At 69.9% G+C, this 16,004-nt stretch carries 15 protein-coding genes and 1 rRNA gene; 5 read left to right on the forward strand and 11 right to left on the reverse strand.

What is annotated here, in order from left to right:
* The first annotated feature begins 81 nt into the window (after positions 1–81).
* Genes RBS60_RS06500 through RBS60_RS06515 form a run of 4 tightly spaced genes read left to right on the forward strand, consistent with a single transcriptional unit; the run spans position 82 to position 4,432 of the window.
* Complete coding sequence (locus tag RBS60_RS06500; RefSeq protein ID WP_307956708.1) at positions 82–756, forward strand: GntR family transcriptional regulator; 675 nt, start codon at positions 82–84, stop codon at positions 754–756.
* Positions 749–2,269: an MmgE/PrpD family protein gene (locus tag RBS60_RS06505; protein WP_307956709.1), complete on the forward strand. Its 1,521-nt coding sequence runs from the start codon at positions 749–751 to the stop codon at positions 2,267–2,269. The genes RBS60_RS06500 and RBS60_RS06505 overlap by 8 nt, the downstream gene beginning before the upstream one ends.
* 47 nt (positions 2,270–2,316) lie before the next feature.
* Positions 2,317–3,234, forward strand: a complete 918-nt coding sequence (gene prpB / locus RBS60_RS06510) for a methylisocitrate lyase (protein ID WP_307956710.1) — start codon at positions 2,317–2,319, stop codon at positions 3,232–3,234.
* A 34-nt stretch (positions 3,235–3,268) separates the two neighbouring features.
* Positions 3,269–4,432: a bifunctional 2-methylcitrate synthase/citrate synthase gene (locus RBS60_RS06515; RefSeq protein WP_307956711.1), complete on the forward strand. Its 1,164-nt coding sequence runs from the start codon at positions 3,269–3,271 to the stop codon at positions 4,430–4,432.
* Between the two features lie 24 nt (positions 4,433–4,456).
* On the opposite strand, the gene RBS60_RS06520 is transcribed toward RBS60_RS06515, so the two are convergent.
* The 10 genes from RBS60_RS06520 to RBS60_RS06565 all read right to left on the reverse strand — a co-directional run bounded on the left by RBS60_RS06520 (position 4,457) and on the right by RBS60_RS06565 (position 14,295).
* Positions 4,457–4,951 carry an 8-oxo-dGTP diphosphatase gene (locus RBS60_RS06520; protein WP_307956742.1) on the reverse strand — a complete coding sequence of 165 codons (495 nt, stop codon included), beginning with the start codon at positions 4,949–4,951 and terminating at the stop codon, positions 4,457–4,459.
* Positions 4,952–4,979: 28 nt separating this feature from the next.
* Positions 4,980–5,951: a site-specific tyrosine recombinase XerD gene (xerD, locus tag RBS60_RS06525; RefSeq protein ID WP_374049237.1), complete on the reverse strand. Its 972-nt coding sequence runs from the start codon at positions 5,949–5,951 to the stop codon at positions 4,980–4,982.
* 74 nt (positions 5,952–6,025) lie between these two features.
* Entirely contained in the window at positions 6,026–6,706 is a 681-nt protein-coding gene (locus RBS60_RS06530) for an NUDIX domain-containing protein (RefSeq protein ID WP_374049238.1), read from the reverse strand.
* A 4-nt stretch (positions 6,707–6,710) separates the two neighbouring features.
* Positions 6,711–8,519, reverse strand: coding sequence for a CTP synthase (locus RBS60_RS06535; RefSeq protein ID WP_307956713.1), 1,809 nt, complete (start codon positions 8,517–8,519; stop codon positions 6,711–6,713).
* Between the two features lie 47 nt (positions 8,520–8,566).
* Positions 8,567–10,315, reverse strand: a complete 1,749-nt coding sequence (gene recN / locus RBS60_RS06540; protein WP_307956714.1) for a DNA repair protein RecN — start codon at positions 10,313–10,315, stop codon at positions 8,567–8,569.
* A complete protein-coding gene (locus RBS60_RS06545; protein ID WP_307956715.1) occupies positions 10,312–11,343 on the reverse strand; it encodes an NAD kinase in 1,032 nt (343 codons plus the stop codon). The genes recN and RBS60_RS06545 overlap by 4 nt, the downstream gene beginning before the upstream one ends.
* Positions 11,340–12,170, reverse strand: coding sequence for a TlyA family RNA methyltransferase (locus RBS60_RS06550; protein WP_307956716.1), 831 nt, complete (start codon positions 12,168–12,170; stop codon positions 11,340–11,342). Before RBS60_RS06550 ends, RBS60_RS06545 begins: the two co-directional genes overlap by 4 nt.
* A gap of 1 nt (position 12,171) precedes the next feature.
* A complete protein-coding gene (locus RBS60_RS06555) occupies positions 12,172–12,342 on the reverse strand; it encodes a hypothetical protein (RefSeq protein ID WP_307956717.1) in 171 nt (56 codons plus the stop codon).
* A 62-nt stretch (positions 12,343–12,404) separates the two neighbouring features.
* Positions 12,405–13,385, reverse strand: coding sequence for an HAD-IIA family hydrolase (locus RBS60_RS06560; protein WP_307956718.1), 981 nt, complete (start codon positions 13,383–13,385; stop codon positions 12,405–12,407).
* 1 nt (position 13,386) lies between these two features.
* Positions 13,387–14,295, reverse strand: coding sequence for a hypothetical protein (locus RBS60_RS06565; protein WP_307956719.1), 909 nt, complete (start codon positions 14,293–14,295; stop codon positions 13,387–13,389).
* On the opposite strand from RBS60_RS06565, the gene RBS60_RS06570 reads away from it, so the two are divergent.
* Positions 14,248–15,612: a hypothetical protein gene (locus tag RBS60_RS06570; protein ID WP_307956720.1), complete on the forward strand. Its 1,365-nt coding sequence runs from the start codon at positions 14,248–14,250 to the stop codon at positions 15,610–15,612. The two genes, RBS60_RS06565 and RBS60_RS06570, sit on opposite strands and share 48 nt — an antisense overlap.
* A 121-nt stretch (positions 15,613–15,733) precedes the next feature.
* Here RBS60_RS06570 and rrf read toward each other — a convergent pair.
* Positions 15,734–15,850: ribosomal RNA gene (gene rrf / locus RBS60_RS06575) — 5S ribosomal RNA — on the reverse strand.
* Positions 15,851–16,004 lie beyond the last annotated feature (154 nt).

Consider the following 16,004-nt stretch of genomic DNA (forward strand, 5'->3'; position numbering starts at 1 on the left):
TTCCATTCGGACCAGTTCCATTCGGACCAGTTCCATTCGGACCAGTTCCATTCGGACCAGTTCCATTCAGAGGGGAGTGCGATGAAGGCCAGCGACCGCGCGTACTCGGCCCTGCGCGATGACATCGTCGAATGGCGCCTCACCCCCGGGACGGTCCTCGGAGAGGTCGAGCAGTCCGAGCGTCTGGGGGTCTCCCGCACTCCGCTGCGCGAAGCGCTCGCCCGCCTCACAGCCGAGGGGCTTGCCTCTGCGCAGAGGGGCCGCGGCGTCATCGTGAGCGACATCTCCCTCGCCCACATCGACGAGCTCTTCGAACTCCGCGAGGTCCTCGAATCCAAGGCCGCGGCACTGGCGGCAGCGCGCGGCGACCGCGAGCGGTTCGCCGACTTGCGGGACCGGTTCCTCGCGGCGCCGGCCCTCCTCACCGACGATGACCCGCTCCGGCACGAGTACTACTCGCTCGCCGCCGAGCTCGACGCCGAAATCGACGCCGCGATCGGCAACTCCTACCTCACGCAGTCCCTCGAGGGGCTGCGGGTACACCTCACCCGCGTCCGTCGCCTGGCGAAGGACGACGCCGCGCGGCTGAGGCAGGCCGCATCCGAGCACGCGGCGATTGCCGGGGCCATCGCGGACGGCAATGCGCACCTCGCGGCCGCCGCGACGGCGATCCACTTGAACAACAGCCTGAACCACATCAAGTCCGCCAACACACCGCCAGGTAAAACACCGCCAGGAGAGGCCACCCATGGTTGAGATGCACAAGGTCCGCGTCTACAAGAGCGAAGAGAACCTGCCCCGCGAGGACCAGCTCGCGCACAAGATCGCCACGGTCGCCGCCGACCCGGTGGAGGTCACGCCCGAGGTGACCGAGATGATCATCAACCGCATCATCGACAATGCGTCGGTGGCCATTGCGTCGCTCAACCGCGGTCCGATCGTCGCAGCGCGCGCCCAGGCACTCAGCCACGCGCCGTCGTCCGGCGGAAGGGGCTCCCTCGTCTTCGGCGTCGACGACCGGGTCTCCCCCGAGTGGGCCGCCTGGGCCAACGGCGTTGCGGTCCGCGAACTCGACTACCACGACACGTTCCTCGCGGCGGAGTACTCGCACCCCGGCGACAACATCCCGCCGATCCTCGCCGTGGGCCAGCATGCTGGCTCCACCGGCCACGACCTCATCCGCGGCATCGCGACCGGCTACGAGATCCAGGTCGACCTCGTCAAGGCCATCAGCCTGCACAAGCACAAGATCGACCACGTCGCGCACCTGGGCCCCTCGGCCGCCGCAGGTATCGGCACGCTGCTCGGCCTCGACGTCGAGACGATCTTCCAGGCCGTGGGCCAGGCCCTGCACACGACGACGGCGACCCGCCAGTCCCGCAAGGGCGAGATCTCCACCTGGAAGGCCCACGCCCCGGCGTTCGCGGGCAAGATGGCCGTCGAGGCCGTGGACCGCGCGATGCGCGGCCAGACCTCCCCCGTGCCGATCTACGAGGGCGAAGACGGCGTCATCGCCTGGCTCCTCGACGGCCCCGACGCCGCGTACGAGGTCCCGCTGCCCGCCGAAGGCGAGGCCAAGCGGGCGATCCTGGACACGTACACGAAGGAGCACTCGGCCGAGTACCAGGCACAGGCCTGGATCGACCTCGCGCGCAAGCTGCACCGCGAGCACCCCGAGGTGACGAAGCCCGAGAACGTGGCGAGCATCCTCATCAAGACGAGCCACCACACGCACTACGTGATCGGCTCGGGGGCCAACGACCCGCAGAAGTACGATCCGACGGCCTCGCGCGAGACGCTCGACCACTCGATCCCCTACATCTTCGCGGTCGCCCTCCAGGACGGCACGTGGCACCACGTGGACTCCTACTCCCCCGAGCGCGCGGGCCGGCAGGACACCGTCGAGCTGTGGCACAAGGTGACCACCGAGGAGGACCCCGAGTGGACGCGGCGGTACCACTCCCTCGACATCGCCGAGAAGGCCTTCGGCGGCTCGGTCGTCATCACCCTCACTGACGGGACCGTCATCGAGGACCAGATCGCGGTCGCCGACGCGCACCCGCTCGGTGCCCGCCCGTTCGGCCGCGAGCAGTACATCGCGAAGTTCCGGACGCTCGCCGCCGAGTCCGTGGCACCCGAGGAGATCGACCGCTTCCTGGCCGCCGTGCAGCGTCTGCCCGAGCTGGGCGCCGGCGAGCTCGACCAGCTCAACATCGTGGCGAAGGACGGCGTGATCGACCTCGCCGCCGCGCCGCACGGTCTCTTCTGAGACTCTCCTGAGACTGTTCTGAGATCGTTCTGAGAGGACTGACGACCATGCTCTACTCCACCACCACCCCCGAGCAGAAACGCGTCAAACTGCGCGAGATCCTCGCCTCGGGCACGCTCCAGCAGTTCCCGGGCGCGTTCAGCCCGCTCTCCGCGCGGCTCATCGAGGAGAAGGGGTTCCCGGGGGTCTACATCTCGGGGGCCGTGCTCGCGAACGATCTGGGCCTGCCGGACATCGGCCTGACGACCCTGACCGAGGTCGCCACGCGGGCCGGCCAGATCGCCCGGATGACCGAGCTGCCGGCGATCGTCGACGCCGACACGGGCTTCGGCGAGGCCATGAACGTGGCGCGCACCATCCAGGAGCTCGAGAACGCTGGCCTCGCCGGAATGCACATCGAGGACCAGGTGAATCCGAAGCGGTGCGGGCACCTTGACGGCAAGTCGGTCGTGGACCTGGACACAGCCCTCCAGCGCGTCCGCGCCGCGGCAGACGCCCGGCGGGACCCGAACTTCCTCATCATGGCGCGGACCGACATCCGTGCGACGGGCGAGGGCGCGGCGGGGCTCGACGCCGCCGTCGAGCGCGCCAAGGCGCTTGTCGAGGCGGGCGCCGACGCGATCTTCCCCGAGGCCATGGGCAGCATCGAGGAGTTCAAAGCCATCCGGGACGCCGTAACCGTCCCGGTCCTGGCCAACATGACCGAGTTCGGCAAGAGCCGCCTCTTCACGGCCCAGGAGCTCGCCTCGGTGGGCATCAACATGGTCATCTATCCGGTCACCCTGCTCCGCATTGCCATGGGCGCTGCAGAACGTACGCTGGATAGCATCAGGGCGGACGGCACGCAGGAGGCCCAAGTCGAGAACATGTTGACTCGCTCACGCCTCTACGAGCTGGTTGACTACGAGGCATACAACGGCTTCGACACCAGCGTGTTCAACTTCCAGGTTCCGGGCCGATACTGACGGCTCCGAGGGCCACTGACAAAGGAGTCCTGCAATGACACAGGTGCCAAGCACCATGCAGAGCGACAGCGCGATCAGGAAGGGCCTTGCCGGCGTGGTGGTGGACTACACCGCGATCTCGAAGGTCAACCCTGACACGAATTCCCTCCTGTACCGCGGCTACCCGGTCCAGGAGCTCGCTGCCCGCTGCAGCTTCGAGGAGGTCGCGTACCTCCTGTGGTACGGCGAGCTTCCCACGCCCGAGCAGCTGTCCCAGTTCGAGACGCGGGAGCGTGCCGGCCGACACCTCGACCCGCTCCTGAAGCAGGTCGTGGACGAGCTCCCCGTCACATGCCATCCCATGGACGTGTGCCGCACCGCGGCGAGTGTCCAGGGCGCGCGGCACCCCCTGGCAGGCGACTCCTCGCGCGGGGCGAACCTGGCGAAGTCCGTCGAACTCTTCGCTGCGATGCCCGCGGTGGTCGCCTACGACCAGCGCCGGCGCCGCGGCGAGAGCCTCGTCGAGCCCCGGGACGATCTCGGCTACGCCGCGAACTTCCTGTGGATGACGTTCGGCGAGGAAGCCGCCCCCGAGGTGGTCCGCGCGTTCGAGGTCTCAATGATCCTTTACGCCGAGCACTCGTTCAACGCCTCGACGTTCACCGCCCGCGTGGTCACTTCGACCCTCTCGGACCTCCACTCCGCGGTCACCGCGGCTATCGGCGCCCTCAAGGGCCCGCTCCACGGCGGGGCCAACGAGGCCGTCATGGAGACCTTCGAGGACATCGGCATCCGCACCGACGAGACCCACGAGCAGGCCAAGGTCCGGGCCAAAGTCTGGATGGACGAGGCCCTCGCGGCGAAGAAGAAGGTCATGGGCTTCGGCCACCGCGTGTACAAGCACGGCGACTCGCGGGTGCCGACCATGAAGGCCGCCCTCGACGACCTCATCGCGTTCTACGGCCGTCCTGAGATCCTGGGCCTGTACGACGGGCTCGAGCAGTCCATGGACGAGGCGAAGGGCATCAAACCCAACCTCGACTACCCGACCGGGCCGGCGTACCACCTCATGGGCTTCGACATCCCCACGTTCACGCCGCTCTTCGTGGCGAGCCGGATCGTCGGCTGGACCGCGCATGTCATGGAGCAGGTCGAGAACAATGCGCTCATCCGTCCACTCTCGGCCTACAACGGCCCGGACGAGCGGCATCTGGACTAGCCTCCGGGCACCTTCGGCAGGGGCTCAGTCAGCCTCGGCGTGGCGGAGGACGACGAATCGGGCGACCGACTCGTTGTCCTCCGCCATTTCGACGCGGAAGTCGACAACAGCCCCGGTCAGGACGATCGGGAGCCAGTGGTCGGCGTCCTGCCACATGTCCGTGACCGGCAGCGCATCCACCGGGTACCACGCGGGCGCGATCTCCTCGCTCTCCGCGACCTCGCCGGTCCACACCGTGGCGGTGAACATCGTGCACTCCATGTCCCATTCGGGACGTGCGGGGAAGCGGAAGTCGACCGTTCCCGCGGGTGCCAGCCGAGCGGCGTCGAGCGCGACGCCCGCCTCCTCGTCGAGCTCGCGTGCGGCGGCCTCCGCGGGGGTCTCCCCTGCCTCGAGGTGGCCGCCTAGGCCCACGACCTTCCCGCGTCCGAACCCGCGCTTCTTGCGCCCCAGCAGGACCTCACGGCCGCCTTCCCCGTCCCTCAGGAGGAAGCAGAGCGCCACCGGCGCGCCCATCAGCCGACTCCCCGGACGGCCAGGGGGGAACTCATCCTCGGGCCCTCGGATGCGCCAGGGCATAGACCTCGCGCAGCGTCTCCGCGGTGACGAGCGTATACACCTGGGTCGTCGTGACGGAGGCGTGGCCGAGGAGCTCCTGGACCACGCGGACGTCGGCGCCGCCCTCGAGCAGGTGCGTCGCGAACGAATGCCGCAGGGTGTGCGGCGAGACGTCCCGGGTGATCTGTGCCTTCTCGGCAACATCCTTGAGGATCGTCCAGGCGCTCTGGCGGCTCAGCCGACCGCCCCGGGCGTTGAGGAACAGGCCCGGGGTGCCCTTGCCCTTGGCGACGAGCGCGGGTCGCCCGCGGACAAGATAGGCGTCGATCGCCCGGGCGGCGTAGGAGCCGATCGGCACGATGCGCTCCTTGGAGCCCTTGCCGAACAGCCGCACCACTGCCGGGCCGCCGTCCGGGGTGTCGAGGCGCAGGTCGTCGACATCCAGTCCGACGGCCTCGCTGATGCGGGCACCTGTGGCGTAGAGGAACTCGAGAAGCGCGCGGTCCCGCAGGCCAGACGGTGTGTCGGCGGCCGCGGCGTCGAGGATGCGCGTCACCTCGTGGATGCTGATGGCCTTGGGCAGGCGCTGCCCGGCGAGCGGCGGGTGCACGTCGGCGGCCGGGTCATCCGGCGTCGTGCCCTCGAGCGCCCAGAAGCGGTGCAGCCCGCGGACGGCGACCACCGTCCTTGCGGCGGAGCGGGCGGTCAACGGGCTCCCGCCGTCGGCACCGTCGCGGAGCGCCTGGGCGAAGGCGCCCACGTGGTGCCGTTCGACGCCCGAGGGCGTGCTGACGCCTTCGCGGGCGAGGTGCGCGCCGTAGCGGGCCAGATCCCGGCGGTACGCGGCAAGGGTATTGGGGGCGAGGCCCCGCTCCACGGCAAGGTGGCGCAGGTAGTCCTCGATCGCGCGCGCGATGAGCCGCGGCAGAGCTGCCGGAGGCACCGGGACACGACCTGGCACCCCCGACGACTCTCTGCCGGGGGCGTCCTGAGCGGCGGGCGGCGCGGGTTCGGTCACCTGCACGACAGGCCCACTCAGCGCTGGGCCGGGTGCGCCGGCCACGGGGTCTCGCCTGCGCGCAGGGACGCGAATCCCGTGCGGCGCGCCGCGTCCGCAGCGAGGACGGCAACCACTGCGCTCGGGTTGTGCAGGCGCCCGGCCAGGACGGCGCGGACGGCCGCGTCCAGATGAACCCACGCGAACTGGATCTCGGCCTCCTCGTCGGTGCGCTCGTGGCGTTCCTCGGGCGCGACCTCGCTCAGGCCGCGGGCCAAGTAGATGCGGATGGCCTCGCTCGAGGACCCCGGTGAAGTGAAGAAGTCCGCGAGGACGTGCCACTGGCTCGCCGTGAGGTCGGCCTCCTCGGCCAGCTCGCGCGCGGCGGCATCGAGGTTCGACTCGCCGTCCACGTCGAGCAGACCCGCGGGGACCTCCCACAGATCCATCCCCACCGGGTGGCGATACTGACGCAGCATGAGGATGCGCCCGTCGTCGTCCATCGGCAGGATGGCGACGGCGCCGGGGTGCTCGATGTAGTCGCGGTGCAGCACGCCTGCACCGTCGGCGAGTTCGAAGGCGTCGCTGCGGACGTCCCAGATGCGGCCCTTGTAGACCGTGTCCGAGGACAGCACGCGCCGCGGGCTCGGCGCGTCTTCGACACTCGGGCCGCTGTGGGCCTCCGACTCAACGCCGGGCTGCGGCGCGTGCGTGTCCACGGACCTACTTGCCTTCGCCTGCGGAGGCTGGAACCTTCTCAGCCGCCGCGTCCGACTCCGGGGACGCCGCGCGCTTCGCTCCTGAAGGCTTCGCGGCCGCCGGCCCGGCGTCCCGCGTGTCAGCAGACGCACCGCGGTGCTCGAGGGCTGCCTTGACGAGCCCCACGAACAGCGGGTGGGGGCGCGTGGGCCGCGAGCCGAGCTCGGGGTGGGCCTGGGTGGCGACATAGTAGGGATGGACGTCCTTGGGCAGTTCGGCGAACTCGACGAGCTTGCCGTCAGGTGACGTACCCGAGAAGACGAGGCCCTTGGCCGCGATCTGCTCACGATAGGCGTTGTTCACCTCGTACCGGTGGCGGTGGCGCTCGGAGACCTTCGTGCTGCCGTAGGTCTCGGCCACGACCGAGCCCTCGTCGAGGACCGCGTCGTAGAGGCCGAGGCGCATGGTGCCGCCCAGATCGCCCTTGCCCTCGACGATGTGCAGCTGCTCCGCCATGGTGGCGATGACCGGGTACTTCGATTCGGGCTCGAACTCGCTCGACGAGGCGCCCTCGAGGCCCACGACGTTGCGCGCGTACTCGATCACCATGCACTGGAGGCCAAGGCACAGGCCCAGGGTCGGCAGCTTGCCCTCACGGGCGAGGGTCAGCGCACCGAGCTTGCCCTCGAGGCCGCGGATGCCGAAGCCGCCCGGGACGAGGATCGCGTCAACTCCAGCGAGAGCGTTCCTCGCACCGGCCGGGGTCTGGCACTCGTCCGAGGCGACCCAGCGGATGTTGACCTTGGCGTCGTTCGCGAAGCCTCCGGCGCGCAGCGCCTCGGTCACGGAGAGGTACGCGTCGGGCAGGTCGATGTACTTCCCGACGAGCGCGATCTCGACCTGGTGCTTCGGGTGGTGCACGACCTCGAGGAGACGATCCCACGCCGTCCAGTCAACGTCCTTGAACGGCAGGTTCAGGGCGCGGACGATGTACGAATCCAGCCCCTGGGCGTGGAGCACCTTGGGGATGTCGTAGATGCTCGGGGCGTCCGGGCAGTTGATCACCGCGTCGGTGTCGACGTCGCACATGCGGCCGATCTTGTCCCGCATCGCGTCCGGGATCTCGCGGTCGGAGCGGACCACGATCGCGTCGGGTTGGATGCCGATCGAGCGCAGCGCCGCGACGGAGTGCTGGGTCGGCTTGGTCTTGAGCTCCTGCGACGGGCCGATGTAGGGCACGAGGGAGACATGGACGAAGAAGACGTTGCCGCGGCCGATGTCCTGGCGCACCTGGCGTGCGGCCTCAAGGAACGGCTGGGACTCGATGTCGCCGACCGTGCCGCCGATCTCCGTGATGATGACGTCCGGCGCGTTCTCGCCGTCGGACGGCAGGCGCATGCGGCGCTTGATCTCGTCGGTGATGTGCGGGATGACCTGGACGGTGTCACCGAGGTACTCGCCGCGGCGCTCCTTGGCGATCACGGTCGAGTAGACCTGGCCCGTGGTCACATTGGCGGAGCCATCGAGGGATTCATCGAGGAATCGCTCGTAGTGGCCAATGTCGAGGTCAGTCTCGGCGCCGTCTTCGGTGACGAAGACCTCGCCGTGCTGGAACGGGTTCATCGTTCCGGGATCGACGTTCAGGTAAGGATCAAGCTTCTGCATCGTGACCGAGAGGCCGCGGCCGCGCAGCAGGTGACCGAGGCTGGAAGCCGTCAGGCCTTTCCCGAGCGAGGAGGCCACGCCACCGGTGACGAAGATCTGCTTGGTCGTCTTGGCGGAGTCTGAAAAACGGGAATGAGTTCGCTGCACCACGGAATTCGAGCATATCACCGATCTGAGTGCCACCCCTCGCGAAGCCGGGTGTGTCGACGTGATCCTCAGCTCGCGGCGGCCGCGCGGGAGGACCTTGCATCCTCGAGGAGCTCGAGCGCGTGCGCTTGGGCGCTCGCCGAATCCTCCTGGCCCGCCAGCATGCGCGCGAGCTCGATGACGCGCTCGGCCTCGTCCAGGACGCGCACGTCGCTTGAGGTCACGCCCGTTGCACCGTCCGCGCCCCGTGCCGAGGCGCGGGAGGTCTTGATGACCGTGATGTGCCGGTCCGCGAACGCTGCAACCTGGGGCAAGTGGGTCACGACCAGGACCTGGACGTGGCACGCGAGCATCGCGAGCCGACGCCCGATCTCCACCGCGGCGCGGCCGCCCACGCCCGAGTCGACCTCGTCGAACACGAAGGTCGGCACGGGGTCCACGGCTGCGAGGACCACTTCGATCGCGAGCATCACGCGGGAGAGCTCGCCCCCGGACGCGCCCTTGCCGAGCGGGCGGGCAGGCGCGCCTGCGTGAGGCTGCAGGAGGATCGCCACCGTGTCCTTGCCGTCCGGGCCCAGCTCGTCCGTCTCGACGACCTCGACCCGCAGCATCGCATCCGGCATGGCCAAAGCCGTGAGCTCGCCGCTGACGCGCTCCGCGAGGTCGCCCGCGGCGGCCCGCCGCCGCTCGGCCAGCTGGCTGGCCAGCTCGTGGAGCCTTGCCTCGTCCCGGCCGATCTGGTCGGTGAGGGACTCGATCCGGCCGTCGTCGTCCTGGAGTTCGAAGAGCCGTTTCTGGCCGATCTCGGCCCAAGCGATGACCTCATCGAGGGTGGGGGCGTACTTGCGGGTGAGGCGGCCAAGGGCGCCTCGGCGCTCCTCGACCTCCGCAAGCCTCCCGGGGCCCTCCGTGTCGAGCGACGTCGCATAGCTCGCGAGCTCCTGGGCGATGTCGTTGAGGACATATCCCACGTCGGCGAGCCGCTCCGCACAGGCCCGCAGCGCGTCGTCGTGCTCCGCCTCGTGCTCGAGGGCGCGGCGGGCGCCGTCCACGAGTGTGGTCGCGTCCGAGGCCTCGCCGAAGTCCTCCGAGACGAGTGCCTCGTGGGCCTGCTGCGCGGCGAGCCGGAGTGCCTCGGCGTGGGCGAGGCGCACGGACTCGGCCTTGAGCGCCTCGTCCTCCCCCTGCTGCGGAGACACGTCCTCGATCTCAGCCAATGCGGCCTCGAGGGACTCTGCCTCGCGGATCCGCTCCCGTGAGGAAGACGTGAGCTCCTCGAGCTCCCGGCGCGCTCCCGTCCACGCGGCGTACAGCGCCGAGTACTCCTTCTGGACCGCGGCGAACGACTCGCCGGCGAAAGTATCGAGGGCCCTGCGCTGCGCGGCCGGGCTCTTGAGCCGCAGCTGTTCGGACTGGCCGTGGATCACCACTAAGTGCGCCCCGACCTCGGCGAGCACTCCCACCGGCGCCGAGCGCCCGCCCACGTGGGCCCTGCTGCGCCCGTCCGCGCCCACGGTGCGGGCCAGGAGAAGCTCGGCGGCGCCGTCGTGCTCCTCCGCGTCTCCGCCCGCCTCCTGAGCGCGCACGACGGCGGCGTGGCCCGGTTCGAGGCGGACGGTCGCCTCAGCGACGGCGGATTTCGCCCCGGTCCGGACCGCTCCTGCATCGGAGCGACCGCCGAGCAGCAGCCCCAACGCCGTGACGACCATCGTCTTGCCCGCGCCGGTCTCGCCCGTGACGACGCTCAGGCCCGGCCCCAGCGGGAGTGCGGCGTCCGTGATGACGCCCAGGTCGCGGATCCGCAGTTCCTCGATCATGCGTGCTCCTCGGGGGACTCGTGAGTGCCGTCGGCCTCGTCGACGCCCTGGCCGGGGCCACGCTGTGTCCATGCGATCGGCGGCACCTCGGGGACCATCGGCCCCGGTGCGGTGACGGGCGAGCCGGGCACCGGGCCGCGCCAGCCGTGGATGGGCAACTCGAACTTGCGCACGAGGCGCGCGGAGAACGGCGTCGTGCTGGTTCTGGCGAGTCGCACCGGCACCGGGGACTTGGTGACCTCGACGCGGGAACCGGGCGGCAGATCCACAGACCGACGGCCGTCGCACCACAGGACAGCGTGCGCGTCGGTCCGGCTCAGGATCTCCACCGCGAGCGTGGAACGCGGCGAGACGACGAGCGGCTTGGCGAACAGGGCATGGGCGCTGATGGGCGTAATGAGGAGAGCCTCGACCTCGGGCCAAACGATCGGGCCGCCGGCCGAGAAGGCATAGGCTGTGCTGCCGGTGGGCGTCGCGAGGACAATCCCGTCGCAGCCGTAGGACGTGAGCGGCTTGCCGTCGACCTCGGTGACGACCTCGATCATGCGTTCGCGGCTCGCCTTCTCGATGGCAGCCTCGTTGAGGGCCCACGTGTGGGCGACCTTGGCCCCGCGGTACCACACGTTCACGTCGATCGTCATGCGTTCCTCGACGGAATAGCTCCGCGAGGCGATCCACTGGACCGTCTGGGCAAGGTCGGCGCGCTCGCTCTCGGCGAGGAAGCCGACGTGTCCGAGATTGACCCCCAGGAGCGGAACGTCGACGTGCCGGACCAGCTCGGCGGCGCGGAGGATCGTCCCGTCGCCGCCGAGGACCATCACGAGCTCGATGTCCTCGAGCCCGACGTCCCGGCCGATGACCTCGGTGGGGTGGTCCAGTCCATTGAAGCGCTCCGAAAGCTCGGCCTGCTGGCCGGCGGGCATGACAGGCGAGAGCCCGGAGCCGTAGAGCTGGGCGGCGGCCTCACGGGCGGCGACCATGGAGTCCTCGCGCCCCATGTGGGCAAGCAGCAGAATGCGACGTGTCACGTGGGCATCTCCTCGTGCGGGGCGGCCGGCCAGAGCCCGGAGACCCAAGCCTGGGCATCGGCTGCCGCGGAAGCTTGCGATGCCTGTGGCTCTGCCGGTCGGCTGAGCCACAGGAAGTACTCGACGTTCCCGTCTTGGCCGGGCAGCGGGCTCACGGCGAGGCCGCGCAGGGCGAGCCCGACTCCGACGGCTGCCTCGGCCACGCCGGTGACCGCGCGGCGTCGCTCGCCATCCGAGCCCACGACGCCGGTCTTCGCGAGCCGCTCCCGGCCCACCTCGAACTGCGGCTTGACCATGATGAGGAGGTCTCCGCCGGGCAGGGTGCACGAGTACAGGGCGCCGAGGACGAGCGTGAGCGAGATGAACGAGAGGTCTGCCACCGTCAGAGAGGCTGGTCCGCCGATGTCTTCCGGGGAGAGATCGCGGACATTGACGCCTTCGTGGACGTGGACGCGGGGGTCGCGGCGGATGGCCTCGACGAGCTGACCGTGCCCGACGTCGACCGCAACGACCTCTGCGGCTCCGGCCTGCAGGAGCACGTCCGTGAAGCCGCCCGTCGAGGCGCCCGCGTCGAGGCAGCGTGCGCCTCGCGGGTCTACAGCCGGGAAGGCCGCGAGGGCGCCGGCCAGTTTATGGCCCGCACGGCTCACATAGCGGTCGTGCTCCGTGTCGGAGACCTCGATGGCCGCGCTCTCAGGGACCGGGTGGGAGGCCTTCGAGACGGCTTCGCCGTCGACGCGCACGGCGTCATCCGCTATCAACTTAGCGGCGTGCGTGCGCGAGCGGGCGAGGCCGCGGCGCACGAGTTCGAGATCGAGCCGGGCCACGCTACTCCGCCGGCTCCGCGTCGAGGACGTGCGTGAGTGCTGCGTGGAAGGCCTCGAAGGCGTCCGCCTGGGCGGCGAGCGGCTGGTCCGCGGCGGAGGCGAGGTTGGCAAGCGCAGCCTCGACCTCGGGCTGCCCCGCCTCGATCGCCGTCTCCCGCGGATCCTCGCTCATGGGCCCCAGCTTATCGAGAGTCGACGACAGATTCCCGCAGGCCCTGGGTGTTCCGTTCCCGCTCAGGCGGTCCAGTGGAGCTCGGGAACCGCCTGCTTGTCCGTCTCGGGATGGGCGTTCCACCACGCGGCACACGCCGCCCGCCAGGCATCGAGGTCGTCCGGATCGCCCGTGATCTCGACCCGGCCGTCCACGGCCCGCGCCGACGACGACCCGACCCGCCACGCGCCGTCGTGCGCCTCCGCGTCAGGGTACGGGCGGAAGAAATCGTCGAGGGCACTGAGGATGAAGGTCGGCCGCTCGGCCGTGCGCGCGGCAAGGATCGACTCTCGGGTATCTACGCCCGTCAGGACGGCCGCGGTCGCGAATCCCGCACGATTGCCTCCGAGGATATCGGTGTCAAGCCGGTCGCCGACCACGATCGGGCGGCTCGCACCGAGGCGCTCGGCCGCTGCAAGGAAGAGCGGTGCCTGCGGCTTGCCCGCAACGAGCGGCGTCCGGCCCGTCGCAGCCTGGACCGCCGCCACGAGGGTCCCGTTGCCCGGGGCGATGCCCCGGGCCTGCGGGATCGACATGTCCGCGTTCGTTGCGATCCAGAGAGCGCCCGCGGCGACGGCGTATGCCGCCTCCGCGAGGTCCCTCCAGCCAAGATCGGGGCTGAACCCTTGGATCACGGCCTCGGGCGACTCGTCGGCGGAGCGGACCGGCGTCAGGCCGCGCAGCTCAATCTCGCGGGCGAGTGCGGCGCTCCCCGTCACGAGCACTCGCGTTCCGGCCGGGACCTTCTTCGCAAGCAGCTCCGCGCCGGCCTGGGCCGAACTCACGACGTCGTCATCCCCGGCCGGTGCGCCGAGTTCGCGCAGGTGCGCCGCGACTTCGGCGGGCGTGCGCGACGCGTTGTTCGTCACGTAGCCGAGCCGGATGCCGCGCGGGGCAAAACCGCGGAGCGCCTCGACGGCACCCGGGATGGCGTGAGGACCGGCGTAGACGACGCCGTCGAGATCAGACAGGACGGCGTCGAACGCCTCGATGAGGTCGGCCACGTTACGCCTGGTCTGACCCGTGCCCGTGCTCGCCGATGCCATCGGTCGGGAACTCGGGGTCGTGGCCGTCTGCGTGCTCCTCAGACGTGTGCCCTTCGTCCGGGCCCGCCGTCGACTCGTTCATGCCGAGCTCGTCCTCCGCGAGACCGAGCGCGTGGTGATCGTCGACGGAGTCGTGGGACTCGTCCTCGTCGCCGTCCGACGTCGCGGACTCGCCGCCGGCGTGCAGCTCACCCGACTCGACCTCAGTGGCCTCGTCCTCAGCGACCTCACCCTCATTCGGCTCGGTGCCGGTCGGCGCTGCCGCCGCCGCCCGGGCACGGCGTTCCTCGAGCTCGCGCCGCTCCTCTTCCTCGTCGTAGCCGAGGTCCACGATCTCGGGCTCCTCGTAGTCGCCCACTCCCAGCGCCTCTTCGGCCACTCCGATCTGGCGGTACCACTTGGCAGCTTCGGGAGCACGACCCGCGGCCGACAACGCGTCGGCGTAGGCCTCGAACAGGCGCGGGCTGAAGGAGAAGGCCCGGTTGATGTCGAGCTGCGGGATCTCGAGCTCCTTGACCGCCGCAGCGAAATCGCCCATGTCGGACCGCGCACCGGAGGCGACAATGGCCAGCTCCGCCTTGCCCGCGTTGTCCAGCATCTCCTTCTCGTCGGACTGCACGAGCTCGAGCGCCTTCTCGGGGCGCCCGAGACCTCGTTCGCAGTCGGCCATGTGAGCCAGGTGGATGCTCGAGCCGGTGATTCGGCGGAACGTACGGAACTCGCGGAGCGCGTCGTCATAGTGACCCGCTGCATAGGCCGTCATTCCCACGGCCTCGCGGACAGCGCCGATGCGGCCACCGCGGCGGCTCGCCGCGAGGGCATGCTGGAACGCAGCCTCGGGGTCGCTGTCGATCAGGCGGCCGGCCATGACGAGGTGCTTCGAGACCCACTCGCTGTTGTTGCCCTCGAGCGTGCGCAGCTGGCCCATCGTCGTGCGATCGAGCTCGCGGCCTGTCACATCAGGGTCGATCTCAGGCGACCGCTCGCGGTCGACGCGGTTCGAGACGCGCAGATCCGCCGCATTGTGCTGCGGGGCGCGCTCCTCGCGCGGGGGGCGATCGCCGTACGGGCGTCGCTCACCACGGTCGTCACGGTTGAAGCTGCGCGGGGCACGGTCATCACGCTGGGGGCGATCGCCGTACGGGCGTCGCTCACCACGGTCGTCGCGGTTGAAGCTGCGCGGGGCACGGTCATCACGCTGCGGACGATCACCGAAGGGGCGTCGCTCACCACGGTCGTCGCGGTTGAAGCTGCGCGGGGCACGGTCATCACGCTGCGGACGATCGCCGTACGGGCGTCGCTCACCGCGGTCGTCGCGGTTGAAGCTGCGCGGGGCACGGTCATCACGCTGCGGACGATCGCCGTACGGGCGTCGCTCACCGCGGTCGTCACGCTGGAACGGACGACGCTCACCGTCGCGCTGGGGGCGATCGCCATAGGGGCGTCGCTCACCGTCACGCTGCGGACGATCACCGAACGGACGTCGCTCACCGCGGTCGTCACGCTGGAAGGGGCGCCGCTCACCGTCGCGCTGGGGGCGATCGCCATAGGGACGTCGCTCACCACGGTCGTCACGCTGGAAGGGGCGCCGCTCACCGTCGCGCTGGGGGCGATCGCCATAGGGACGGCGCTCACCGCGGTCGTCACGGTTGAAGCTGCGCGGGGCACGGTCATCACGCTGCGGGCGATCACCGAACGGGCGTCGCTCACCACGGTCGTCACGCTGGAACGGACGACGCTCACCGTCACGCTGGGGACGATCACCGAAGGGGCGTCGCTCACCACGCTCGTCGCGGTTGAAGCTGCGCGGGGCACGGTCATCACGCTGCGGGCGCTCACCACGGTCGTCACGCTGGAACGGACGACGCTCACCGTCACGCTGCGGACGATCACCGTACGAACGACGCTCACCCGAAGGACCGCCCTGCTGCTGATCGTCGTTGTTGCGATCGCGAAATCCTCGAGGACGACCTCCGGAGCCACTCGTGCCCCGGAACGGACCACTGAAGCGATCAGACCCCCGGCCGCCCGAACCTCCGCGGGGCCCGTTGAAACCCCGTCCTCCGGGACCGCGTCCGTTCTGCTCTGCCATGGTGGCTCCTCTTTCCTGGATTCCTTTGATCAGCGGCACTGGCCGCGTCTCGTCACTATGCGTTTGGCTGCCAGGGATTCCTGGCCTGTTTGACATCAAGTCTACGTGGACCACATCGTCATGGCCCGGGGAGTGGCGCTCGCCACCAGCACGATCACGGTGCTTAAGCGGGAACGGGCCCCACGTGGTGGGGCCCGTTCTGCCTTGAATGGTTGTCCGGCGGTGTCCTACTCTCCCACACCCTGGCGGGTGCAGTACCATCGGCGCTGTGGGTCTTAGCTTCCGGGTTCGGGATGGGTCCGGGCGTTTCCCCCACGCTGTGGCCGCCGTAACCCTTGCTCCGCGCGCCCCCGGGTGTGGGGGTGGGGAAGTGTGTGGTCACGGTGTTCCGTGAGTCGTTGTTCGGTTGTGGGTGTTGTGCTGTGGTTTCCCTGGGGTTTGTTGTCTGGGGACCGTATGGTGGACGCGTAGCATGGTTCCGTTTC

The sequence above is a fragment of the Sinomonas sp. ASV486 genome (assembly GCF_030908215.1).
In the GTDB taxonomy this organism is placed as follows: Bacteria; Actinomycetota; Actinomycetes; order Actinomycetales; family Micrococcaceae; genus Sinomonas; species Sinomonas puerhi.

What these genes read in the sequence shown, in the direction of transcription:
- RBS60_RS06570 (WP_307956720.1), top strand. Translation starts at nt 14,248, where the DNA reads ATGCTGGAACGCAGCCTCGGGGTCGCTGTCGATCAGGCGGCCGGCCAT.
- prpB (WP_307956710.1), top strand. Translation starts at nt 2,317, where the DNA reads ATGCTCTACTCCACCACCACCCCCGAGCAGAAACGCGTCAAACTGCGC.
- RBS60_RS06500 (WP_307956708.1), top strand. Translation starts at nt 82, where the DNA reads ATGAAGGCCAGCGACCGCGCGTACTCGGCCCTGCGCGATGACATCGTC.
- RBS60_RS06515 (WP_307956711.1), top strand. Translation starts at nt 3,269, where the DNA reads ATGACACAGGTGCCAAGCACCATGCAGAGCGACAGCGCGATCAGGAAG.
- RBS60_RS06505 (WP_307956709.1), top strand. Translation starts at nt 749, where the DNA reads ATGGTTGAGATGCACAAGGTCCGCGTCTACAAGAGCGAAGAGAACCTG.
- recN (WP_307956714.1), bottom strand. Translation starts at nt 10,315, where the DNA reads ATGATCGAGGAACTGCGGATCCGCGACCTGGGCGTCATCACGGACGCC.
- RBS60_RS06565 (WP_307956719.1), bottom strand. Translation starts at nt 14,295, where the DNA reads ATGGCCGGCCGCCTGATCGACAGCGACCCCGAGGCTGCGTTCCAGCAT.
- RBS60_RS06555 (WP_307956717.1), bottom strand. Translation starts at nt 12,342, where the DNA reads ATGAGCGAGGATCCGCGGGAGACGGCGATCGAGGCGGGGCAGCCCGAG.